This window comes from Paraburkholderia sp. BL21I4N1 (genome assembly GCF_002973525.1).
Lineage (GTDB): Bacteria > Pseudomonadota > Gammaproteobacteria > Burkholderiales > Burkholderiaceae > Paraburkholderia.
The window spans coordinates 603,600-625,135 of record NZ_PVEN01000002.1 but is presented as its reverse complement, the minus strand read 5'-3'; the positions used below and the strand labels follow the sequence as shown (position 1 = coordinate 625,135).

Below are 21,536 nucleotides of genomic sequence, written 5' to 3'. Positions count from 1 at the left end.
TCATCACTTTGGATGACATTCCCAGTCGTTGTAGGTGGGCGGATTGATCGGCGTGAGTCCCGGAATCATGAAAACCGTGCACGTGAAGTGCCGTCCTTTGCCGGTCGTCGCGTCGTACTTCACCTGCTGCCCGCCGAGCGCGTTCTTTTGCCCGTACTGGATGTTGGCGATGGTGATCTCGTCCGACGAACCGAGCCCCAGCGTCTTCGCGGTCGAGTTCTGGACATTGATCATGTTCATCTGTGTCGTCCCGCAAGCCGACAGAATCAGACCGCTCGCAGCGATCGCCAAAGCGCGCCCGATTGCCTGGTGAATAGCCATTTTCCTGTTCCCGTTTTTTATTGATTGGATCAACGATCGATTTCACGCCGCGACGCGGCGCGATCAGGCGAGTTATGAACCCGGCGTATAGAAACTCGCCTGCAGCACGTTGCCCACGGTGCCGTCCTTGTAAAACTCCCAGACGAGCGCCGTCACACCTGCTGCGTTGACCGCAATCGCGGGCCAGCTCGCATCCTGCGGCTGCTGACCGAACAGCGTGGCCGTGCCCCACGCACCGTTCGCATAGCGATTCGTGACGACGTCCGTGGAATTCGGCGTGCTTACGTCCTGCCAGGCCACCGTCGCATTGCCCGCGGCATCCATCACGATCGCAGGCTGCCGCGCGTTCAACTGGTACACATGCGCGGTCAGTTGTTGCGTCGACCCCCAGACACCGTTCGCATCGGTCGCGCTGGCCTGCAGGGTGCCGTCCGGCCGGATCCACGTCACGACCGCGAGGCCCTGGTCGTTCACGGCCAGTTGCGGGTAATAGCCGGTGTCCGTCGTGCCGATGAACGGGGCCACCGGCAGTGCGGCCTGCCAACCCGAGCCGGCGAGATAGCGCTCGGACATGGTGGTGGTGTGCGGGCCGTTGCCGTCGATATCGACCTCGCCCCAGACCAGCATGAGGTTGCCTTTCGCGTCCATGCCGGCGGCCGGCGCGAAGACCGATTTGCTTGCCGCACCGTTCGGTTCGAGCACCACCGGATTCGCGCTGGCCCAACCGTGGGTCGCGTCGTAGGTCGTCGCCCACAACGCCGATTGCGTGTTGTCTTTCTGCCGCCACGCGAGTACCGCATTGCCGGACGGTGTCACCGAGAGATTCAGTTCGACGTTGTCGATACCCTCTCCGCCGATGCCCGTGATCGCGCCTGGCCCGGTCTGCACCGGTTGCACGATCTGTTCGGGCGACGACCACGTGCCGCCGACGGTAAAGCGACTCGTGAAGACGCGCGTATCGTCCACATCGGTTTTCTGCTGCCAGGCGACGAGCGCATTGCCCTTGCCGTCGATGCCCGCCGTCCAGGCGTAACTGGTCTCGTTCGGCGATAACTCCACGGCCGTTCCCCAGCCGCTCGCCGGATCGTAGGGCCGCGCCCACAGCCCGTACCCGGTGCCCGCGAGGAACTGTTGCCACAGCGCCACCGCGTGACCATCGGCGCTGCCCACCAGCACCGGCGCGCTGGTGCCCGGCGCGTTCATGGCGTAGGAGCCGTCGGATGTATCGACGCGCACCGGCGTCGCCCAGCCTGTGCCGGGCACATAGCGGCTCGACCACATCTCGTTGCCGAGGGAGCCACTGGGGCCGTTCGTCATCCACAGGGCGAGCGTGTTGCCTTGCGCATCGACGGTCACGGCGGGCAAAAACTCGGGGCCCTTGCCGTCCACCGCGGCGGGCGCCGACCAGCCCGCCTTGACGCTGCCACCCCCCGTCGGATTGGTCGGATTACCCGGTGTCGAGGTCGTGCCGGTCGATCCCGACGCGGAGCCGCCCGTTGAATTGGACACGTCGTCGCCGCCACAGGCGGACAACATCAGGCAGGTTGCGACCGCAACCGCTGCGATGGATTTCATGGATGCCCCCGGATTGAAAAGGTCTCGCTCGCGCTATTGATTTAAATGGCGGTGCGGTGACTATTACCGACGCCATTTCTGTTAAATCGGTTTTGCACAAAACCGGCATGCTGGATAACGGTTAAATCAGCGGCAGGCAAAGCGTTAATGCAGGGCACATCTTAGGATGGCGGCCGCCGAGGCAGGGTGCCGTGGCGTCTCTATTTGGAGTGGATTTGCGTTGCGCGGAGAGACTGTTTGCGGTGACGGCTCAGCTTGTCCAAGCTGGCCGGACTATTAATCGGCATCGAATCACGTCGTGTAAAAGAAGAAATCGGGGTTCCGCCATACCATTCGTATAAACCCCGGTTATTCGCCCCGTCACGTTAAATGACAATACGGCTATTTCCCCTTTCCGACGTCAGACGCCAATGACGGGTGACGTACGCCCTGCCGGGAGCTGCAACGTGTCCGACCATCAAGCGTTGAACGTGCGTCGTTTTTCGACGGACTCCGCGCCCGCCGACGAACGCTTCGACGCGTGGGCCGCGCACAGCACCTATTGCGATATGGTGACCACGTATCGATCGGATTTGCCGTTCGACGCGCAGCGCGCCAACGTCTCGCTCGGCCCGCTCATTCTGGCCAGCCGAACATGGCGACATCCCGATCCGTCTCTCGCCTACGACGCAAAACGGACGCCGGCGCGCATACGCGCCGATCAACGCGACTGCCATAGTTTCAGTCTGCAGATCGACGGCACGGCCGCGCTGCGATCCGATGGTTCGACAACGGTCAAGCGGCCTGGGGATCTGTATCTGCTGGATTTCGCGCGCCCGTTCGAACGCGTCATTGCGCCGGGGAGCGAAATCTCCCTCTCCGTGCCCAGGGACTGGCTGCCCGCCGATACCGGGAAGTTGCACGGTGCTTCATTGACGCGAGGCGTCGGATCGTTGTTGAGCGACTACCTTCTGTCGCTGTACAACACGCTTCCCCAACTTACTCGTCATGATGTGCCGCACATCGTTCGGGCCACGGCCGAGTTGCTGAAGGCAAGCCTGCATCCGGAGCTGGACACGCTGAGCGCCGCGCAAACGCCGATTCGCGATCTGCTGCTTCAGCGGATCCGCCGCTATATCGATCAGCACCTGCTGCAGCCCGATCTGACACCCGCTACGATCTGCCGCGACGTGGGTTTGTCGCGCGCCATGCTCTACCGGCTTTTCGAAAGCGCGGGCGGCGTCATGCGGGAAATCCGCCACCGGCGGCTGCAGCGGGTGTATCAGGTGTTGTCGTCGCCACAGGGTCCCGACGAGCGTATACGGGACATTGCGTGGCGCCACGGCTTCACGGACGAAAAATACTTCTACCGCATTTTCAAGGCGGAGTTCGGCCATACGCCGCGCGAGACCGTCGAACAGTTCCGGCAGCGCCGCGAGACGGGGACGCACTAGAAGACCGCGATAAGAAGACTTACCGCGCCCTGCGGTCGGCCGCCACTCAGATGGTCTGGGCACCGGGAACGGGGTTGCCGAGATCGTCGGTGGGCACGAGTTGCTGGTTAAAGGCAGCGAAATACGCGGCCCATTCAGGTGTACCCAGATCGACCATCACTGCGCCGTCCTGCCAGATGTCGTTGTGATCGTTCGTGTCGTTGCCGGCTTCGTGAATGAAGCTTTTCGTCGATCCCTGATTCATGTGCGTATCGTGAATACCGTTTCCTTCGGCAAAGAACCGGCCAAAGATATAGACATTCGAATTGGCCTGCCTGGCTTTTTCCAGAAGTCGCTTAAGCGATGCGACCGGCTCGGGCAGATCGGAACCATCCATCACGTCGCTGTCACGCCAGTTGCCCGTATTCGCCAGAATGTCGCTGCGCAGAAAATCCAGTGCCGGCAGCGTGTTCTGCCCGGTCAACACCTGAGCGCCCGCGCCGGCGTCAGCCAGTGTCGAAATGATCGGATGCCGAAAATCATAGACCAGCTTGAACTTCAGCAGATCGTCGGCGTCGCTAGTCCCCACGTTGACAGCGACATCCCAGTTCGCACCGTCGACCAGCAGACTGAAATGCAGGTGATACTGGATTTCGTGGGACCGGCGTGAACCCTTCATCACCGGGTCGGACACGAGCGTGGCTTTCACGAAACCGTAGGGCAGCGCCATTGATCGTTACTCCTGTGGATCAAGCAATAGGACGGGATAAATCGCCGGAAAGCAAAAACCGGGGTATCTGGGAGAAACGCCGTCCTCCGGTTTTTCTGCATGACGAATGAACATGATACGGGTTGGGCTCACGCCGACCTCCGGGGCAGGAAGCAAACTGGCATGGCACCTTTTTTCGGAGACTTTCATTCCCCCGAAAAATAGGTTTTGCGCAATGCGCCCGAAGAACCCGCCTGCTTATAGCGGTTGATCCACGATGCGTCCGTCGCCAGGTCCTGGGGTTTGAAATCTGCGGCTTGACCGCCGTGCTGAGCGTCGTAGGCAGCGTCGCGAAACGCATAGCTTGAGAATTGCCGCATGAACTCGCCGAGGTATATATCCGCTACTCGCGTGTTGCCTCGAATCACGAGCATGTTCTCGTGATTGGTCTCAATGCTCGCGTCGCTAAAATTGGCCGATCCGGTGATGACGATCGGGTCGTCCGACAGCGGATCGACCAGCATGAACTTGGTATGGACCCAGCGGACATGCTCGCCGGGCGCCAGACCGTCGCGCTCTTTCAGCCATCGATCAAACGAGTTCAGGGTGATGTTCTGGCCGATTGCCACGACGGTGCCCGGGATTTTGCGAATGGCGTCGATCTGCTGCTGGGCTTGAGCGAGATTCCTGCCGGTCCCGACCTTGTCCATCAGCGCAAATCGCAGGACGCCGTCGTCTTGCCCGTAGGCCGGCAAAAAGTCCTTGTTCATGCCGAAAGCGAATGTCATGAATAAAGCATGCTGGGCGGATGCTGCAATGTCCGCATATCGCTGAAGGGTGGCCGTGCCGGTCTGCGGCGAAAAGACCTGAGCGACGCCCACCGCAGGCGGATTGGCCGGCGACGGCGTCTTCTCGTCATCCCAGCGCCGCATTGTCGCCAGTTCCGGATCTTCCGAAAGTTGGCTCCAGTAATCGAGGTACACCTGAGCGACCTCCGGATCGCTAACGACATGCGCGCAATTCAGATGACCGAAAATGCCGTTTTCCGTGTAGTTGGTCGATCCGGTGAGTACTTCGACCGGCTTGCCATCCTTTAACAGGACCATGAACTTGTTGTGCATGATCTTGCCGTGGGTGAATCCCCGGCAGAGCGTCCCGATTCCTGCCTTCTCGATCGCCTCTTCGTTTTTTCTGACAGGATCTTCCTGAGCGTTTTCGATTGCATCGAAGATCACGCTCACGCTGACACCGCGGCCGGCGGCGGCGTGCAACGCGTCCAGAATCGCGGGCCATTGAAACTCATAGATGGCCACGCGGAGACCGAAGCTCGGGTCAAGCGCCTTCGCCACAAAACCGGTGATCGCCTCCAGAAGGCCTCGCGACAACCACGCATACGCGGCGTCGCCCACTACGTCGGGCGCCTTGTCCTGGAACTGGCGGGCATATTCCTGCGACGCGATGGCACCGCGATTGAAATAGACGCTATGCGTGCCGTCCTCTTCCTTCTCCGTGGCGATTGCAATCGTTACCGAAACGCCTTCGACCAGCGCACCTGGTCGGCCGTACAGGGCCGTGAGCGTATAGGTGTATTCGTGCGCGGGTTTGGCCGAGTAATCGCCCCATTGAAATGTCTGAAACGGTGCCTGCTGACTCGATGCGGTGCCACCCGGTGGAAGCGGAGGCTGGGTGCCGGGAAAGGTTTTCATGCCACGAAGCCAATAGGTTTCGTTTTCCGTTTCGTCAGTACGACGGATTGAAAACCCGAGCAATCCAGCCTCGAGTTCAGGGCCTTCAATATCCCAGCCAAGGAGGACAACATGCGTTCCAGCAACAGCCTGAACGACCAGACCACCTGATTTGGCTTTGACTCGCATGATCTCCCCCGCACCTAGTTTTGGCTGTCGATGGTAGCGTGCGTGCGATTGGGTTGAATGAACTCTTCATGACAGAACGGCCAATCAGCATCGAATGCCGATTGGCCGTTTTTCTGATCAGTGCTACGAAGGGAATGGCGAGCGTTATTGAGGGTTCGGCTTGCTGCCTGTCACCGACGACGAGATAGCGACATGCTTACTCGGGTAAGCGATGCGTTTATTAAAACACCCATAACACGATGCGATGCCGCCACAATCAACGGAACGATTCGAGCGCAAAAAGCAGCGCCACTGAGATGATTGATTGTGATGCGGTCAAATGAATTTTGGCTTTCCGCATCCCAGACCAGCGGAAGAAGCAAAGACGAAGATCGCCTCCTGCCGCAAGAAAACACCGTGCAGGTTGGCATGTAGGTCGATGCGTGGCACGAAAAGGAAAAAGCCCCGTAAGTCTTTCAACTTACGGGGCTTTTTGTCCCGCTTTTGGCGGAGACGGAGGGATTCGAACCCTCGATCCAGGTTTTGGCCCAGATGCTCCCTTAGCAGGGGAGTGCCTTCGACCTCTCGGCCACGTCTCCCAAACTTTCGGTTGCGCAGGGAGTCAGCGCAACGAAGCCAAGATAATAGCGGGCCGAACTGCGCAGGTCAATGTCTGACGAACATTTTTTGTGCCAATTTCGTCATCCGCGACTTGATCTGTTCACATGGGTTGCGCAAAGCAAAACGGGGCGCTTCTCAGCGCCCCGTTTTTCAGCAAATTACGCCTGATCCAGTTCGAACGCCTTATGCAGCGCGCGCACGGCGAGCTCCATGTACTTCTCGTCGATCAGCACCGAAATCTTGATTTCGGAGGTCGAGATCATCTGGATGTTGATGCCCTCTTCCGACAAAGTGCGGAACATCGTGCTCGCGATACCCACATGCGAGCGCATGCCGACGCCGACCACCGAGACCTTCGACACCTTCGGATCGCCCAGCACCTGTTCAGCCTGCACGTGGCCCTTCACCTGGCCCGTGAGGATATCCATGGCGCGCTGATAGTCGCCGCGGCCCACGGTGAACGTGAAGGCCGTTTTGCCTTCGACGCTCTGGTTCTGGATGATCATGTCGACGTCGATATTCGCGTCCGCCACCGGGCCGAGAATCTGATACGCGATACCCGGCTTATCGGGCACACCCATCACGGCGATACGAGCTTCGTCGCGCTGAAACGCGATGCCCGAGATGACTGCTTTTTCCATGGTCTCGTCTTCTTCAAAAGTAATCAGGGTGCCCGACTTCATTTCGGCGTCGAGCGGGATGAGCGGATCGGTCAGGCTCGACAGCACGCGCGTCTTGACCTGATATTTGCCGGCGAATTCCACCGAACGGATCTGCAGCACCTTCGAACCCAGGCTGGCCATTTCCAGCATTTCCTCAAACGTCACGCGATCGAGCCGGCGCGCTTCTTCGACCACGCGCGGGTCGGTCGTGTAGACACCGTCGACGTCCGTGTAGATCAGGCACTCGTCGGCCTTCAGCGCAGCCGCGACCGCCACCGCCGACGTGTCCGAACCGCCGCGGCCGAGCGTGGTGATATTGCCGTCCGGGTCGATGCCCTGGAAGCCGGTGATCACCACCACCTTACCCGCCTCGAGATCGCGCAACACGCGCTCGCCGTCGATCTCGCTGATGCGTGCCTTCGTGAATGCGCTGTCCGTTTTGACCGGCACTTGCCAGCCGGCATAGCTGACCGCGTCGACGCCGGCTTCCTGCAGCGCGATGGCCAATAGGCCCGAGCTGACCTGCTCGCCGGTGGCGGCGATCATGTCGAGTTCGCGCGGGCTCGGCTGCGTGGTGATTTCTTTCGCGAGACCGAGCAGGCGGTTGGTTTCGCCGGACATTGCCGACGGCACGACCACCATCTTGTGGCCGGCCTTATGCCATTTCGCGACGCGCTTGGCGACGTTCTTGATGCGCTCGACCGAGCCCATCGAGGTGCCGCCGTATTTATGTACGATGAGTGCCATTGTCGTTCTGAACTGAAGGAGAAACCGCGCTGGCGCGCTGGAGACGACCGCACAAAAGCACAGGGGCGCAACGTCTCGTGAACGGCGGCGAAGTGTGTGGCGGCGTAAATGCAGCGCGCGTGCAGCACGCGCGGATTTGCCCGTGATTGATCGCTAATGGCTTACCGGGAATCTCGGATCACGATCGGAAAACCGACACAAGCGACGGCAAAAGCGGGCCGGGCAAACAAGTTAACGTACCCGATCGAGCGCAAAAAGACAAGCTGGAAAGGCCGTGGAAAGACGTCGAATGCCGGCTGCAAAGGCTTGTCCGGTGCGGATCGGCGCGTCGACGCGCAATTCACCAGTTGGATAACCGTTATGCCCGACCGGTCGGTCAGGCGATCGTCAGATCCTCACACCAGCTGATACGAATACGGGTTTCGGTTGCGGGGTCGAGATCGACGAGCGTCGCGCGGTTCACGCCGAGCAAGGGCACGAACAGCAGGTCGTCGCCGAGGTAGAGCAAGGGCACGTCGCGCTTCCAGGCGGGGATGCCGCGTTCCTGGAAGAGGTTTTTCAGGGTGCGGCTGGGCGCGTTGAGCGATGGATTCACGCGCATGCGTTCGCCGCCGCCGCGGCAACGGGCGGTCAGCAACGCGCGTTTCAGGACGCTGAGCGGGACCGTGTCGCGATCGTAGGCGGATGCGCGAGCGTCCTCGAAATCGGCGTTGCCTTGGGGCTCGTCATGCGTGCCGTTGCTTGCGCGCGGCGTGGAATCGCCTTCGTGTCGATGTTCAGGCGCTTCGCTTCCGCCCTGCTCCACCACCGCAAACACAAACGTCCCGCGCCACTGCGGCAAACGCCAGATCGACTCGCCCTGCCACGCCAACTCACTCGCCTCACGTGCGACGAGCGCCGTCTCGTCGGCGGGCTCGCGACTGTCGCCGGCCTCCCAATACACGAGCCCGCGATAACTGCGCAACGCCTGCCCCGCGTGGTCGATCCGCAAGCGGTGGCCCTCGTCCGCATGACCGACTTCGCGCAACTGACGCAACGCATCGCCGAGTCGCGCCGTCGATGCCGCGACGAAGCCCAGCGTGCGCATCCAGTAACGCAAGAGATTGAGCGCGCGATCGTCGTCGAGCGCCAGCAGCGCGTCGTGCGACAGCGCCCGGCCTTCATCGCGCGATACGGACTTCATGTCGAGGCGCGCGAGCTCGTCGAGCAAGCGCTGCGCCGACGCCGCATGCGTCGCCGTGCGTGCAAGCGCGTCGCGGAAGCCGGGAAAGTGAACGGCTAGCGCGGGCGTCACCTCGTGACGCAATGCATTGCGCGCGTAACGGGTATCCGCATTGGATTCGTCGTCGATCCAGCGCAACGCGCGCTCGCTCGCGTACTGTTCGAGCTGCGCGCGCAGCAGATGGAGCAACGGCCGCACCCGCACCGCCGCCGCGCCAGAAGGCGTGGACTCCGGCGCCATCGCCGCCAGGCCCGCCAGGCCCGCGCCACGCAGCAACTGCAGCAACACCGTCTCCGCCTGATCGTCCGCATGCTGCGCGAGCCACAACGTATGAACGCCGTGCGCCGCGCACATTGCATCCAGCGCGCGATAACGTGCGTCGCGCGCGGCGGCCTCCACACTGACTCCCGCATCGCGCGAGACGTCGACGCGCCGCGCTTCGAATTCGACGCCACGTTCCCGCGCGAACGCTTCGCAGTGCGCAAGCCACGCGTCGGCGTGCGCGCTCAAACCGTGATGCACATGCAGCGCAACGCAACGCGATGCACCGGCCACTCGCACTGCGGCATCGAGCAGAACGCTGGAGTCCACGCCGCCGCTAAACGCGATCGCAATCCGCGCGTCGCCAGGCAATGGCAATTGCAATGGAGAGGTTTTTTGCGGTGCGGATATATAAACGCCGACCGCCTCGAGAACGAGGCGGTCGGCGGATGAATCGGCGGTGCGGGTCACGTCGCTAGCGCGGGCTGCGCTACTGGACGAGAGAAAACGCGCGCGGGCTTACGCACCCGGCGTCGTTTCCTTGAATTTGCCGTACGCCATGAGCCGTTCGAAACGGCGCTGACGCAGGTCGGTGATGCTCATACCCTGGAACTGACGCAGCGAGTCGGCAAGCGCACGGCGCAACATGGCGGCCATGCCCTTCGGATCGCGGTGCGCGCCGCCGAGCGGCTCGTTGACGATCTTGTCGATCAGCCCGAGCGCTTTCAGACGATGTGCGGTCAGGCCCAGCGCTTCCGCGGCTTCCGGCGCTTTCGCGGCGCTCTTCCACAGAATCGATGCGCAGCCTTCCGGCGAGATCACCGAATAGGTCGAGAACTGCAGCATCAGCACGCTGTCGCCCACGGCGATCGCGAGCGCGCCGCCCGAACCGCCTTCACCGATGATCGTGGCGATCAACGGCGTCTTCAGTTCGGCCATCACGTACAGATTGCGGCCGATCGCTTCGGACTGGCCGCGCTCTTCCGCGCCGATGCCGGGATAAGCGCCCGGCGTATCGATGAACGTGAAGATCGGCAGGCTGAATTTTTCGGCGAGACGCATCAGGCGTTCGGCCTTGCGATAGCCTTCCGGACGCGGCATGCCGAAGTTGCGCAGCGCGCGCTCTTTCGTGTCGCGGCCCTTCTGATGGCCGATCACCATGCAGGCCTGGCCATTGAAACGCGCCAGGCCACCGACGATCGACAGGTCGTCCGCATAGTTGCGGTCGCCGTGCAGTTCGTGGAAATCGGTGAACAGCTCGCTCACGTAGTCGAACGTGTACGGGCGTTGCGGATGACGGGCGATTTGCGAAACCTGCCACGGTGTGAGGTTCGCGTAAAGATCTTTGGTGAGCTGTTGGCTCTTCTTGGACAGCCGCTCGATCTCTTCCGAAATATCGACGGCCGAATCGTCCTGCACGAAGCGCAATTCTTCGATCTTCGCTTCGAGTTCAGCGATCGGCTGTTCGAAATCCAGAAACGTGGTCTTCATTGGTTGTAATCCTTGGACTTACCGGCAGCGCGTATTCTAACCGCGCGCGCCAATGTCTAAACCCCCCTCGCAACTATCGAACACAAAGAACCGATAGTTTTCGAGATGGCTCGCTTCTTGGGTTCAGTAATCAGTATTCGACCGGCAACGGATCGAGACTACGCCACATGTACCAGGTCGCGACAGTACGCCACGGCTCCCAGTTTGCCGCGACCTCGCGCGCTTCACTGCGCGTGACCGGCTCGCCGCTGAAATAGTTGACGCTGATCGCGCGGATCAGGCCGAGATCGTCGAGCGGCAGGACGTCGGGGCGCGACAGATTGAAGATCAGGAACATCTCCGCGGTCCAGCGGCCAATGCCGCGAATCTGCGTGAGTTCGGCGATCACCGCCTCGTCTTCCATGGTCGTCCATTTGCCCACGTGCAACGCGCCCGACACGAAGTGCTGCGCGAGATCGAGCACGTACTCCGCTTTGCGCCGGGACAAACCGCACGCGGTCAGCTTCTCCTGACCGAGCTTGATGAACTGCTGCGGCACCAGCTTCGGACACGCGGCCTCGACCTTGGCCCACACCGCCTGCGCGGACGCGACCGAAATCTGCTGCCCGACCACCGAGCGCGCGAGCGTGACGAATGGATCGCCACGGCTCAGCAGATGCACCGGACCGAATTTCGGAATCAGCTTCTTCAGAATGCGATCGCGCTTGACGAGGTCCGCGCACGCCTTGTCCCAATACGCGGGCCGCGTCTCTTCGGGCGTGAGACCGCCGATCTGTACCGGCACCGCGACTTCGCTCGCGCTCGCCCCTTCACCGCCCGCGCTCGACGACGCACGCGTCTTGCGCACGACTTCGCCTTCGTGACCTTCCTGCGTGACGCGGGCGAGTTCCTGCACGTCGCCCGCGAGTTCGGCAGGCAGTGCGCCATTGCTCTTCACACGCGGCGCTTTGGCGCGCTGTGCGGACGCAGATGCAGACGCCGACGCGGGTGCCGATGCGCCATTGAGCACACGCTTCGCAGCCGGCTTTTTCGCCGCGCCCGTTGCGCTCTTGGCCGCCGCTCCACCGGCTTTCGACGATGCTTTTTTTACCGCGCCGCTGCCGCCGCGAGCCGACGTTCGAGTCGACTTTGCCGCGGCTGCCGCGTTTGTCTGAGACGTGGCTCGTTTAGCCGGCGTCTTCGTGGCCGTTGCCATCCTGCCTCCTGCCTGGCGAGTCGATCAGAGGGAAGTACGAGGTGCGCTCACACGCGCCGCCACTCGGTCAACCCGCCGGGTTTGTCTTCAAGTGCAACGCCGGCCTCGAGCAATTCGGCCCGGATCCGGTCTGCTGCCGCATAGTCCTTCGCCTGCTTGGCGGCCACGCGCGCGGCGATCCGAGCTTCGATCGCGGCGGGCTCGAGCGCGCCTTCAGCGGCGACGCCCGCGGCCTGCTGCAGGTATGCACGCGGCTCACGGCCGAGCAACCCGAGCACCGCGCCCAGCGAGCGCAGTTGACGGGCCAGCGCGGGGTCGCGCGTGCGGTTGACTTCAGTGGCCAGTTCGAACAACACCGACACCGCGACCGGCGTGTTGAAGTCGTCGTTCATGGCGGTCTGGAAACGCTGCGCGAACGCCTCGTTCCAGTCGAGCCCGGCACCGTCCGGCGCCACGTCTTTCAACGCGGTGTACAAACGCGCGAGCGCGTTGCGAGCGTCGTCGATATGCACGTCGCTGTAGTTCAACGGCGAACGGTAGTGCGCACGCGCAATGAAAAAACGCACGACCTCGGCATCGTACTGCGCCAATACTTCGCGAATCGTAAAGAAGTTGTTCAACGACTTCGACATCTTCTCATTGTCGATCTGCACGTAGCCGTTGTGCATCCAGTAATTCACGAACGTTTGTCCGGTCGCAGCTTCACTTTGCGCGATTTCGTTTTCATGGTGCGGAAACTGCAGGTCCTGACCGCCGCCGTGAATGTCGAAATGGTCGCCGAGCAACGAGCAACCCATGGCCGAGCATTCGATATGCCAGCCGGGACGGCCGCGGCCGAATTTCGAGTCCCAGCCGGTGTCGGCCGGCTCTTCCGGCTTCGCTTTTTTCCACAGCACGAAGTCGAGCGGGTCCTGCTTCGCGTCGTTTGCCGCGACGCGTTCGCCCGCGCGCAGATCTTCGATCGATTTGCCCGAGAGCTTGCCGTAGCCCGCGAACTTGCGCACCGCGTAGTTCACGTCGCCGTCGCTCGCCTGATAGGCGTAACCGTTCGACTCGAGCTTCTCGATCATGCCGAGCATCTGCGGAATGAAGTCGGTGGCGCGCGGTTCGACGTCGGGCCGCGCGATGCCGAGCGCGTCCGCATCTTCATGCAACGCGGCGATGAAGCGGTCGGTCAGCGACTTGATCGTCTCACCGTTCTCGACCGCGCGCCGAATGATCTTGTCGTCGATATCCGTGATGTTGCGCACATAGGTCACCTCGTAACCGAGCGTGCGCAGCCAGCGCTGCACGATGTCGAACACGACCATGACCCGCGCATGACCGACGTGACAATAGTCGTACACGGTCATCCCGCAGACGTACATCCGCACGACGCCAGGCTGCAGCGGCACGAAATTTTGCTTGTCACGCGCGAGCGTGTTGTAGATGCGCAGTGATTCCATAGAGAACGGTGCGTGGGCCGAAAGAAATCCGCCATGTGTTTTCATGCGCGCCGCGCCCCGCGAACTGACGGCGGGTGCGTCGCGTACAGCAAAACCGGTGCAGCGGGTGCGGCGGTCAGGCTGCGATCAAGGCGGAGACGACCACGAGTGGCGAAAAGACAGTTTGCGGTTCGACGGAACGCGCAGACCTTTTGTTAGAATGGGTCGGAGTATAACATCCAGACCTGAGCCTATGAAACCTTCCAGCGGCCGCGCGCGCAGCGCTGCGACCCTCGCCGCGACAGCCTTTGGTGGCGTCGTGCGCGGCATGTCGCGTGGCGTCCTTCGTGACTCCACGCGTGCCCTCGCCTTGCGCGTCACCCTCGCGGCGGCGCTCGCGGTCGTACCGGGCGCCGCAGCGTTCGCGCAGAAGGCGTCGACCCTGCCGCAAGGCCCCGCGGTGCGCGACAACACGCCGGAAATCGACACGACGATCGCGCAGAAAAACTGGCAGGCCGCGCTGACCCAGCTCGACGCGCGCATCGCGTCGAACCCGCGCGACGCGCAGGCCAAATTCAAGCGCGCCACGGTGCTGGCCCACCTGAATCGCGACGACGAGGCGATCACCGCCTTCACCGAACTGACGCAGTTGTACCCCGAGTTGCCCGAGCCGTATAACAACCTGGCGGCGCTGTACGCGAAAGAAGGCCGGTATACGGAAGCACGCGGCGCGCTCGAAACGGCAACCAAGGTGAATCCCGGCTACGGTCTCGCGTACGAGAACCTCGGCGACCTCTATCTGCGCATGGCCAACGAGGCCTACCGTCGCGCGCAAAGCCTCGGCAAAGCGAGCGCCACGACCACGCAGCGCCTCGCGGACATCCAGAAGATCGTCTCACCGCCGCAGACCAAAACGCCCGCCGTGAAAAAGGCGGCCGTCGCGCCGGACGATTACACGGCCCGCGCCACCTCGAACATGACCGACTCGTCCAGCTTCCAGTTCGGCGGCTCGAACGGCTCGCTCGCCATGCCGCCCTACATGGCGCCGTCGAAGTAACGCCGCGCTGTTTTCGGCACATCGTTTTTTCCAACCCTGAGGATCTTCATGAAATGGTTGATGTTGGCGCTCGGCAGCGCCGCCCTGATCGCAAACGCCCCCGCCTTTGCCCAGTCCGGTTCGCAAGCCACGCATCCGTCCGTCCTCTTCAAGACGTCGGAAGGCGACATCCGCGTCGAGTTGTATCCTGAGAAAGCGCCGAAGACGGTCGCCAACTTCCTCGACTATGTGAAGTCCGGCCAGTACAGCGGCACGATTTTCCATCGCGTGATTCGCGGCTTCATGATTCAGGGTGGCGGCTACACGCAGAGCTTCGCCGAAAAGCCGACGCGCGCGCCGATTCCGCTCGAAAGCCGTAACGGTCTGAAGAACGCCGCCGGCACGCTCGCGATGGCCCGCACCAGCGACCCGAATTCGGCCACCGCGCAATTCTTCATCAACACGGTGGACAACGCCGGCCTCGACTATCCGAATCCGGACGGCAATGGCTACGCGGTGTTCGGCAAGGTCACGAGCGGCATGGACGTCGTGAAGAAGATCGAAGGCACGCCCACCACGTCGCGCGGCCCGATGAGCGACGTGCCGGCCAAAGCCGTCGTGATCGAGTCGGCCACGGTGGTCGGCAAGTAACGCAAGCAAGTAAAAACAGGCAGCAGCAGGCGGTCAATCCACGCCCCGGCGCGGGCCGCCGTCATCGCATCGCATGACGGGCGGCCGCGCTTTTTACCCACCTCGTTCATCAAAGGATCCCATCATGGTTGAACTGCATACGAACCACGGCGTCATCAAACTCGAACTGGACGCTGAGAAGGCACCGAAGTCGGTTGAGAACTTCCTCAACTACGTGAAGGCCGGTCACTACGACAACACGGTGTTCCACCGCGTGATCGACGGCTTCATGATCCAGGGCGGCGGTTTCGAACCCGGCATGAAGCAGAAGCCGACGGCCGAAGCGATCAACAACGAAGCCAACAACGGTCTGAAGAACGTCAACGGTTCGGTTGCAATGGCGCGCACGAACGACCCGCACTCGGCAACCGCGCAATTCTTCATCAACGTGAACGACAACGACTTCCTGAACCACTCGTCGCCGACGCCGCAGGGCTGGGGCTACGCCGTGTTCGGCAAGGTCGTCGACGGCCTCGACATCGTCGAGAAGATCAAGAAGGTCAAGACGGGTTCGAAGGGCTTCCATCAGGACGTGCCGGTCGACGACGTCGTGATCGAAAAGGCTGTGATCGTCGACTAAGCGGCCGTGGCGCGCGCCACGCGCGCCCTGCACGCGTCGACTCGTTCGAACTGATACAGGCACCTTCAATGCTGCAAGAAACGCCGCTGCGAAGCGTCGCCGCGGGCGTGCCTGGCGAGGGCAAACGCCCGCACGCCGCACGCCCGTTTTTTTTCCTCTCCGACATTCACTTGAGCGAGGCGATTCCGCACACGGTCGCCGCGTTCGAGCACTTCATCCGCGTCACCGCCGAGCAGGCGGATTCGGTTTTCATTCTCGGCGATCTGTTCGAGTACTGGATCGGCGACGACATGCTCGTCGAGCCGTTCGCCGGGCGCATCGCGGCGCTGCTGCACACGCTGTCGGAGCGCGGCATCGCGCTCTACATCATGCATGGCAATCGCGATTTTCTGCTGGGCAAGCGCTTCATGAAAGCGGCCGGTGCGATCTGGCTGCCCGATCCGTTCGTCATCACTGCGTTCGGCACACGGGTCGTGCTGGCGCATGGCGACGGGCTGTGTACCGCCGATCCCGGCTATCAGGCGTTTCGCCGGTTTGCGCGCAGCCGCTTCGCGCAAATGCTGTTTCTGGCGTGGCCGTTTCGCTGGCGTCAGTCGCTTGCCGAGAACATGCGCTCGAAGAGCGAGCAAGGACGTGCGCGGCCCGTCTCGCCGAAGTACGACGTAACGTCGAAAGCCGTCGCCGCGCTTTTCAAATCGTCGAAGACGGCGACACTCATTCACGGCCACACGCACCGTCCGGCACGGCATCGCGAGCTTGGGGGCACGCGTTGGGTGCTGCCGGATTGGGATCTCGACCACGGCGAGCGCCGTGGCGGTTATCTGCGGATCGATGCCGAAGGAATTCGCGCGCTGCCGCTGGATTGATGTGGGCGCGGTCGAGCATGTCGGGGCACGCCGTACGACCGGCACGGTCGGCGCTGGCACCCTAGCCAATGGCCAATTTCCGCCTGATTTGACGATGCAATGACCGGCAAGCGCCGGCCCCTTGCTTGTCGCGCCGACTAACGTTCTGCTGCTACGCCTTCCACCTTCCCCGCGATCGCGGCGGACAGGCGCCGCAAATCGAGCAACGCCGCGTCGGCGCCTTGCAGCCCCTCCAGACTCGTACCCAGCCGCTCCAACGCGCCGACGATTTCGTCGATGCGCTTCGACTGCGTGGCCGCGTGATCGATCAGCCCATGAATGGCGAGCGACACAGGATCGTCCGCGTTCGGCGTAATGCCGTAGGCGCAGAACGCACTGCTCGCGCTCGCGCGCTTCGCCTCCCGCGCCGCGTCTGCGCCAGCATCGCCTTGCGCCGCGCCGGACGCGTTGACCCCGCTTGCCGACACCGCCGCGGCCGCCGGCACGATGATGCGCGCCGGATTACCCACCGCCGTCCCCCGCGCGGGCACCGGTTTCGTGACCACCGCATTCGAGCCGATCTTCGCTTCCGCGCCGATCGTGAAACCGCCCAACACCTTAGCGCCCGCGCCGACGATCACACCGCGCTCGAGCGTTGGATGCCGCTTCGCGCCGCGCGTGAGCGACGTGCCGCCGAGTGTCACGCCCTGGTAAATCGTGCAGTCGTCGCCGATCTGCGCGGTTTCGCCGATCACCACGCCCATGCCGTGATCGATGAACACGCGCCGCCCCACCGTCGCGCCCGGATGAATTTCGATGCCGGTCATGAAGCGCGCCATCTGCGACACGAAGCGCGCCAGCCAGCGGCGCCGCGCGCGCCAGCACGCATGCGCGAGCCGGTGCAGCACGAGCGCGTGCAGACCGGGATAACACGTGATGACTTCCCAGCCGCTGCGGGCGGCGGGATCGCGCTCGCGGATCGTGGCAATGTCTTCGCGAAGTCTCGTGAACATGGCAGGGATAGTGTCGTGGGAAAAATAACGCCGATGTGGAACACCCCATGCGGCGGCATGCTTGCCGCATAGAAGACCGGCAGCTTTGCTTAGAACGTTTCGAGCGATTGTAGGTCGATTGCGCGAAACCTGCCGGAAGCCCACGCTGCCGGCAAGGTCGTCGATTGGAACGTACGGCTTTACGTAGCTTTACGCGGCCTTAAGAGGCGTCGCCGTTCGGGTGGCGGGCTTTCAGCAGAATGTGCTTGGCGATGCCGCGCACGATGTTCACTTCCTCGCGCTCCAGCCCCGACCGCGCGAACAGCCGACGCAGGCGCGACATCAGCTTCTTCGGATTGGCCGGATCGAGAAACTCGAGCGCGACCAGCGCGCTTTCGAGATGCGTGAACATGCTTTCGATTTCGTCGCTTGCCGCGCGCGGTTCGGCTACCTCGCCCGACGCCGCGAAAGCTTGCGCGGCAGCCGTTTGCATGGGCGTGGACACCACGCCGTCCGCCGACAGATACGAGGTGCGCAACTCATACGCCAGCACCTGAACGGCTTGCGCGAGATTGAGCGAACTGTAGGCCGGGTTGGCCGGAATATGCACCAGCGCGCTGCAGCGTTCAACGTCTTCGTTCGACAGGCCCGTGCGTTCGTTGCCGAACACCAGCGCAATCTCGCCGTGCGCCGCCTGGTCGCGCGCGAGCCCGGCCGCGGCGCGCGGCGTGCCTTGCGGCGGCCCGTATTCGCGCAGCCGCGCCGTCAGCGCGACGGACCAGTGCACGCCGCTCAGCGCGTCGGCGAGCGTGTGCACGACGTGCGCGGAGGCCAGCACGTCGTCCGCGCCGCTCGCCATGGCGATCGCTTCCGGATCGTTTTGCACGTTCGGCACGCGCGGCGATACCAGCACCAGCCGCGAGAAGCCCATGGTCTTCAGCGCGCGCGCCGCCGCCCCGACATTGCCGGGATGACTCGGCTCGACGAGGACGAAACGGGTCGAGGTGAAGCCGCCGCGCAACTCGGCCACGGCGGGATCGGAGGAATGGTGAGTGTGGTCCACGATGGCGTTTTGCAAGACTAAAGACGCGTATGGTAGCGCCAAGCCTGGCAGCGGTCCGGTTTACCTGTATATCCGGGCAAACCACGCCTCGCCGCCCGGATCTGGGCAAAATTCAGGTAAAATAGTGAGATTCGCGTCCGGTTTTCGTCTGTCCACGAAAGCTCCGGCGCCTCGTTCTTATCCAATTCGTCTCCGTCGGCGGAATGCGCACCGGTCCTGTACCGGGCGAGCGTTCCGTGCTGTTTTCGCGCCTCGCAGGCGCCCTGTCAGCGCAGGTTTAGCGCTTATTTACCGGCCGGCAGCCGTGCTGCCCCGGCACAAGGATCCAGTCTCATGCATCCCATGCTCAACATTGCTGTGAAGGCCGCGCGCCGCGCAGCCCAGATCATCAACCGCGCGTCGCTCGATCTGGATCTGATCCAGGTCAGCAAGAAACAGCACAACGATTTCGTCACGGAGGTCGACAAAGCGTCCGAAGCGGCGATTATCGACACGCTGAAGACCGCCTATCCCGATCACGCGATCCTCGCCGAAGAATCCGGCAAGTCGGATAACGAATCCGAATATCAGTGGATCATCGATCCGCTCGACGGCACCACCAACTTCATTCACGGCTTCCCGTACTACTGCGTGTCGATCGCGCTTGCCCACAAGGGTGTCGTGACGCAAGCCGTGGTCTACGATCCGACCCGCAACGACCTGTTCACCGCCTCGCGCGGCCGTGGCGCGTTCCTGAACGACCGCCGTATCCGCGTCGCCAAGCGCGACCGTCTGGCCGACGGCCTGATCGGCACCGGCTTCCCGTTCCGCGAAACCGACGGCCTTGCCGCCTACGGCCGCCAATTCGCTGAAATGACCGAAGCCTGCGCCGGCCTGCGCCGTCCGGGCGCGGCTGCGCTCGATCTGGCGAACGTCGCCGCCGGCCGCATGGATGGGTTCTTCGAGCAAGGTCTGAATCCGTGGGACGTCGCCGCAGGCAGCCTGCTGATCACGGAATCGGGCGGCCTGGTGGGCAACTACACAGGTGATTCGGACTTCCTGCACGTTGGCGAAATCGTCGCGGGCAACCCGAAGATCTACGCGCAGATGATCCCGATCCTGTCGCGCTACAGCCGGACCCGCCAGCAAGCGGGTTAAGCGAAAGACGGCTTGAATCCGGTGCGAATGCCGTAGCCTGAGCCGCCAGATTCACGCGCCAGGTCCGCGTCATTACGCGGCCGACCTGTCTTTGGTGTCGGCTCGGGCCACACCCAATGAAATACGAAAAGCGGCTTCGGCCGCTTTTTCGTTTGGCTCGCCTGCATCGCGCGGGCGTTCGTGCTACAAAGCGGGATGCCGCGCCGGCCCGCTCGATCGCCGGTTGCGTTTTGCGCGTTTTTCGCTGCGCCCTGCCGTGCGTCGAACCTGGCGCACCGCTTCCAATCCGCTTCATGAAAAAAGGCTTCTACACAATCATCGCGGCGCAGTTCATTTCGTCGCTCGCGGACAATGCCCTGCTGATCGCCGCCATCGCGCTGCTCTCCGTGATTCGCTCGGCCGCCTGGGTCACCCCGCTGCTGCAGATTTTCTTCACCGTCTCCTACGTGTTGCTCGCACCGTTCGTCGGCGCCTTCGCCGACGCCATGCAGAAGCGGCACGTGATGTTCGTCTCCAACGCGTTGAAGGCGAGCGGCTGCCTGATGATGATCGCGGGCGTGCATCCGATGATCGCCTACGGCGTGGTCGGATTCGGCGCGGCCGCGTATTCGCCCGCCAAATACGGCATCCTCACCGAGCTGCTGCCCGCCGACAAACTCGTCAAGGCGAACGCGTGGCTCGAATCGGCGACGGTGCTGTCGACCATTGTCGGCACGATGGTCGGCGGCGCGTTGATCAGCACGGTCGCCGATAAATTCGTCGCGCATGCGCACTGGCCGCTGATCCGCTCGTCCGCCGATCTGGCGATGTTCGCGACCATGGTCACCTACGCGATCGCCGCCGCGATCAACATTTTCATTCCCGACACCGGCGCGCGTTATCCGAACCGCCTCACCGAGCCGAAGAAGCTGGTTGGCGATTTCTATCACTGCTTCAACGTGTTGTGGGCCGACAAGCTTGCGCAGATCGCGCTGTGGGTCACGACCTTGATGTGGGGCGGCGCGGTGACGCTGCAATTGCTGGTGCTCAAATGGGCCAACGTGAATCTCGGGCTGTCGCTGTCGAAGGCGGCAGTGATGCAAGGCGTCACCGGGCTCGGCATCGCGGTCGGCGCGGCGGCCGCGGCGGCGCTGATTCCGTTGCGCAAATCGCTGCGGGTGCTGCCGGTGGGTATTCTCACCGGCGCGGTGGCGATCGCGGTAGCGTTCTACAACAAGGATCTGTTCCCGGCGGGCTCGGGCATTCGGATCGGCACCTATGTGCTGCCGTTTTACATTCTGTTCGCTTATCCGCTGATGATCTTGCTCGGCGCGTTGTCGGGCTTTTTCATCGTGCCGATGAATGCGATTTTGCAGCATCGCGGCGCGACACTGCTGTCGGCGGGGCATTCGATCGCGGTGCAAAACTTCAACCAGAATCTGGCCGTCCTGCTGATGCTCGGGGTCTATGCGTTGCTGCTGACCGCGAAGCTGCCGGCGCAGTGGATCATCGTCGTGTTCGGCTGCTTCATCACGTTCATGATGTGGCTTGCGAAACGGCGCAGCGCGGTCAACGAGCGCAAGGTGGATATGCGGGCGATGGTGGAAGAGTGAGCGCGGCGCGCGGACCCGGCCGCGCGGATTGGCCATCCGGCCAGGGTCCGTTCGCCCCGTCGGCGGGTTAAACTCACGCCCTGAACAGCTAACGCAAAAAGACACCAC

18 protein-coding genes, 1 tRNA gene and 2 pseudogenes are annotated in these 21,536 nt (G+C 62.7%); 7 read left to right on the top strand and 14 right to left on the bottom strand.

What is annotated here, in order from left to right; all coding sequences use genetic code 11:
- Positions 1-3: 3 nt before the first annotated feature.
- The gene (locus B0G83_RS09175) at positions 4-321 is read right to left on the bottom strand and encodes a hypothetical protein (RefSeq protein WP_105507107.1); all 318 of its coding nucleotides are present in this window, start codon (positions 319-321) and stop codon (positions 4-6) included.
- Positions 322-393: 72 nt separating this feature from the next.
- Positions 394-1,896 carry a hypothetical protein gene (locus B0G83_RS09170; RefSeq protein ID WP_105507106.1) on the bottom strand — a complete coding sequence of 501 codons (1,503 nt, stop codon included), beginning with the start codon at positions 1,894-1,896 and terminating at the stop codon, positions 394-396.
- Positions 1,897-2,342: 446 nt separating this feature from the next.
- Between B0G83_RS09170 and B0G83_RS09165 the strand changes: the two genes are divergently transcribed.
- On the top strand, positions 2,343-3,329 hold the full coding sequence (locus tag B0G83_RS09165) for a helix-turn-helix domain-containing protein (protein WP_181156787.1): 987 nt from the start codon (positions 2,343-2,345) through the stop codon (positions 3,327-3,329).
- A gap of 46 nt (positions 3,330-3,375) precedes the next feature.
- Here B0G83_RS09165 and B0G83_RS09160 read toward each other — a convergent pair whose 3' ends face one another.
- The 10 genes and pseudogenes from B0G83_RS09160 to cysS all read right to left on the bottom strand — a co-directional run bounded on the left by B0G83_RS09160 (position 3,376) and on the right by cysS (position 13,514).
- Positions 3,376-4,038: a DUF2278 family protein gene (locus B0G83_RS09160; RefSeq protein WP_105507104.1), complete on the bottom strand. Its 663-nt coding sequence runs from the start codon at positions 4,036-4,038 to the stop codon at positions 3,376-3,378.
- Between the two features lie 185 nt (positions 4,039-4,223).
- The gene (locus B0G83_RS39555; protein WP_374954904.1) at positions 4,224-4,646 is read right to left on the bottom strand and encodes a phospholipase D-like domain-containing protein; all 423 of its coding nucleotides are present in this window, start codon (positions 4,644-4,646) and stop codon (positions 4,224-4,226) included.
- Positions 4,609-4,848 (bottom strand): annotated as a pseudogene (locus B0G83_RS39550) (hypothetical protein); the annotation flags it as partial. The gene B0G83_RS39555 and the pseudogene B0G83_RS39550, both read right to left, overlap by 38 nt.
- Before the next feature lie 143 nt (positions 4,849-4,991).
- Positions 4,992-5,723, bottom strand: a pseudogene (locus B0G83_RS39545) (phospholipase D-like domain-containing protein); the annotation flags it as partial.
- Positions 5,724-6,375: 652 nt separating this feature from the next.
- Positions 6,376-6,469: transfer RNA gene (locus B0G83_RS09150), tRNA-Ser, on the bottom strand.
- A 180-nt stretch (positions 6,470-6,649) separates the two neighbouring features.
- Positions 6,650-7,900, bottom strand: coding sequence for an aspartate kinase (locus B0G83_RS09145; RefSeq protein WP_105507102.1), 1,251 nt, complete (start codon positions 7,898-7,900; stop codon positions 6,650-6,652).
- 376 nt (positions 7,901-8,276) lie between these two features.
- Positions 8,277-9,854, bottom strand: coding sequence for a tRNA lysidine(34) synthetase TilS (tilS, locus tag B0G83_RS09140; protein WP_105507101.1), 1,578 nt, complete (start codon positions 9,852-9,854; stop codon positions 8,277-8,279).
- Positions 9,855-9,902: 48 nt separating this feature from the next.
- Positions 9,903-10,874, bottom strand: coding sequence for an acetyl-CoA carboxylase carboxyltransferase subunit alpha (locus B0G83_RS09135; protein ID WP_105507100.1), 972 nt, complete (start codon positions 10,872-10,874; stop codon positions 9,903-9,905).
- Between the two features lie 130 nt (positions 10,875-11,004).
- Positions 11,005-12,069 (bottom strand): DNA-3-methyladenine glycosylase, encoded by a 1,065-nt coding sequence (locus B0G83_RS09130; protein ID WP_105507099.1) that lies wholly within the window; start codon positions 12,067-12,069, stop codon positions 11,005-11,007.
- A gap of 47 nt (positions 12,070-12,116) precedes the next feature.
- Positions 12,117-13,514: a cysteine--tRNA ligase gene (cysS, locus tag B0G83_RS09125; RefSeq protein ID WP_105507098.1), complete on the bottom strand. Its 1,398-nt coding sequence runs from the start codon at positions 13,512-13,514 to the stop codon at positions 12,117-12,119.
- A 232-nt stretch (positions 13,515-13,746) separates the two neighbouring features.
- Here cysS and B0G83_RS09120 point away from each other — a divergent pair, with 232 nt between their 5' ends.
- The 4 genes from B0G83_RS09120 (at position 13,747) to B0G83_RS09105 (ending at position 16,665) form a co-directional block, all read left to right on the top strand.
- Positions 13,747-14,550 (top strand): tetratricopeptide repeat protein, encoded by an 804-nt coding sequence (locus tag B0G83_RS09120; RefSeq protein ID WP_105507097.1) that lies wholly within the window; start codon positions 13,747-13,749, stop codon positions 14,548-14,550.
- Positions 14,551-14,598: 48 nt separating this feature from the next.
- On the top strand, positions 14,599-15,180 hold the full coding sequence (locus tag B0G83_RS09115; protein WP_035546312.1) for a peptidylprolyl isomerase: 582 nt from the start codon (positions 14,599-14,601) through the stop codon (positions 15,178-15,180).
- A 124-nt stretch (positions 15,181-15,304) separates the two neighbouring features.
- Positions 15,305-15,799, top strand: a complete 495-nt coding sequence (locus tag B0G83_RS09110; protein WP_105507096.1) for a peptidylprolyl isomerase — start codon at positions 15,305-15,307, stop codon at positions 15,797-15,799.
- Between the two features lie 68 nt (positions 15,800-15,867).
- The gene (locus B0G83_RS09105; protein ID WP_105507095.1) at positions 15,868-16,665 is read left to right on the top strand and encodes a UDP-2,3-diacylglucosamine diphosphatase; all 798 of its coding nucleotides are present in this window, start codon (positions 15,868-15,870) and stop codon (positions 16,663-16,665) included.
- Positions 16,666-16,802: 137 nt separating this feature from the next.
- Here the strand turns inward: B0G83_RS09105 and cysE are convergent, their stop codons facing one another.
- Entirely contained in the window at positions 16,803-17,657 is an 855-nt protein-coding gene (gene cysE / locus B0G83_RS09100) for a serine O-acetyltransferase (protein WP_105507094.1), read from the bottom strand.
- A 199-nt stretch (positions 17,658-17,856) separates the two neighbouring features.
- Complete coding sequence (locus B0G83_RS09095) at positions 17,857-18,699, bottom strand: RNA methyltransferase (protein WP_105507215.1); 843 nt, start codon at positions 18,697-18,699, stop codon at positions 17,857-17,859.
- A 333-nt stretch (positions 18,700-19,032) separates the two neighbouring features.
- Here B0G83_RS09095 and B0G83_RS09090 point away from each other — a divergent pair, with 333 nt between their 5' ends.
- The gene (locus tag B0G83_RS09090; protein ID WP_105507093.1) at positions 19,033-19,836 is read left to right on the top strand and encodes an inositol monophosphatase family protein; all 804 of its coding nucleotides are present in this window, start codon (positions 19,033-19,035) and stop codon (positions 19,834-19,836) included.
- A 293-nt stretch (positions 19,837-20,129) separates the two neighbouring features.
- Positions 20,130-21,428: a lysophospholipid transporter LplT gene (lplT, locus tag B0G83_RS09085; protein WP_105507092.1), complete on the top strand. Its 1,299-nt coding sequence runs from the start codon at positions 20,130-20,132 to the stop codon at positions 21,426-21,428.
- The last annotated feature ends 108 nt before the right edge of the window (positions 21,429-21,536 follow it).

Bases quoted from the DNA above. Each gene is read 5' to 3' on its own strand.
- B0G83_RS09090 (WP_105507093.1), top strand. From the start codon at position 19,033: ATGCATCCCATGCTCAACATTGCTGTGAAGGCCGCGCGCCGCGCAGCC.
- B0G83_RS09120 (WP_105507097.1), top strand. From the start codon at position 13,747: ATGAAACCTTCCAGCGGCCGCGCGCGCAGCGCTGCGACCCTCGCCGCG.
- lplT (WP_105507092.1), top strand. From the start codon at position 20,130: ATGAAAAAAGGCTTCTACACAATCATCGCGGCGCAGTTCATTTCGTCG.
- B0G83_RS09145 (WP_105507102.1), bottom strand. From the start codon at position 7,900: ATGGCACTCATCGTACATAAATACGGCGGCACCTCGATGGGCTCGGTC.
- cysE (WP_105507094.1), bottom strand. From the start codon at position 17,657: ATGTTCACGAGACTTCGCGAAGACATTGCCACGATCCGCGAGCGCGAT.
- cysS (WP_105507098.1), bottom strand. From the start codon at position 13,514: ATGGAATCACTGCGCATCTACAACACGCTCGCGCGTGACAAGCAAAAT.
- B0G83_RS09170 (WP_105507106.1), bottom strand. From the start codon at position 1,896: ATGAAATCCATCGCAGCGGTTGCGGTCGCAACCTGCCTGATGTTGTCC.
- B0G83_RS09115 (WP_035546312.1), top strand. From the start codon at position 14,599: ATGAAATGGTTGATGTTGGCGCTCGGCAGCGCCGCCCTGATCGCAAAC.
- B0G83_RS09175 (WP_105507107.1), bottom strand. From the start codon at position 321: ATGGCTATTCACCAGGCAATCGGGCGCGCTTTGGCGATCGCTGCGAGC.
- B0G83_RS09160 (WP_105507104.1), bottom strand. From the start codon at position 4,038: ATGGCGCTGCCCTACGGTTTCGTGAAAGCCACGCTCGTGTCCGACCCG.
- B0G83_RS09135 (WP_105507100.1), bottom strand. From the start codon at position 10,874: ATGAAGACCACGTTTCTGGATTTCGAACAGCCGATCGCTGAACTCGAA.
- B0G83_RS09110 (WP_105507096.1), top strand. From the start codon at position 15,305: ATGGTTGAACTGCATACGAACCACGGCGTCATCAAACTCGAACTGGAC.
- B0G83_RS09130 (WP_105507099.1), bottom strand. From the start codon at position 12,069: ATGGCAACGGCCACGAAGACGCCGGCTAAACGAGCCACGTCTCAGACA.
- B0G83_RS09105 (WP_105507095.1), top strand. From the start codon at position 15,868: ATGCTGCAAGAAACGCCGCTGCGAAGCGTCGCCGCGGGCGTGCCTGGC.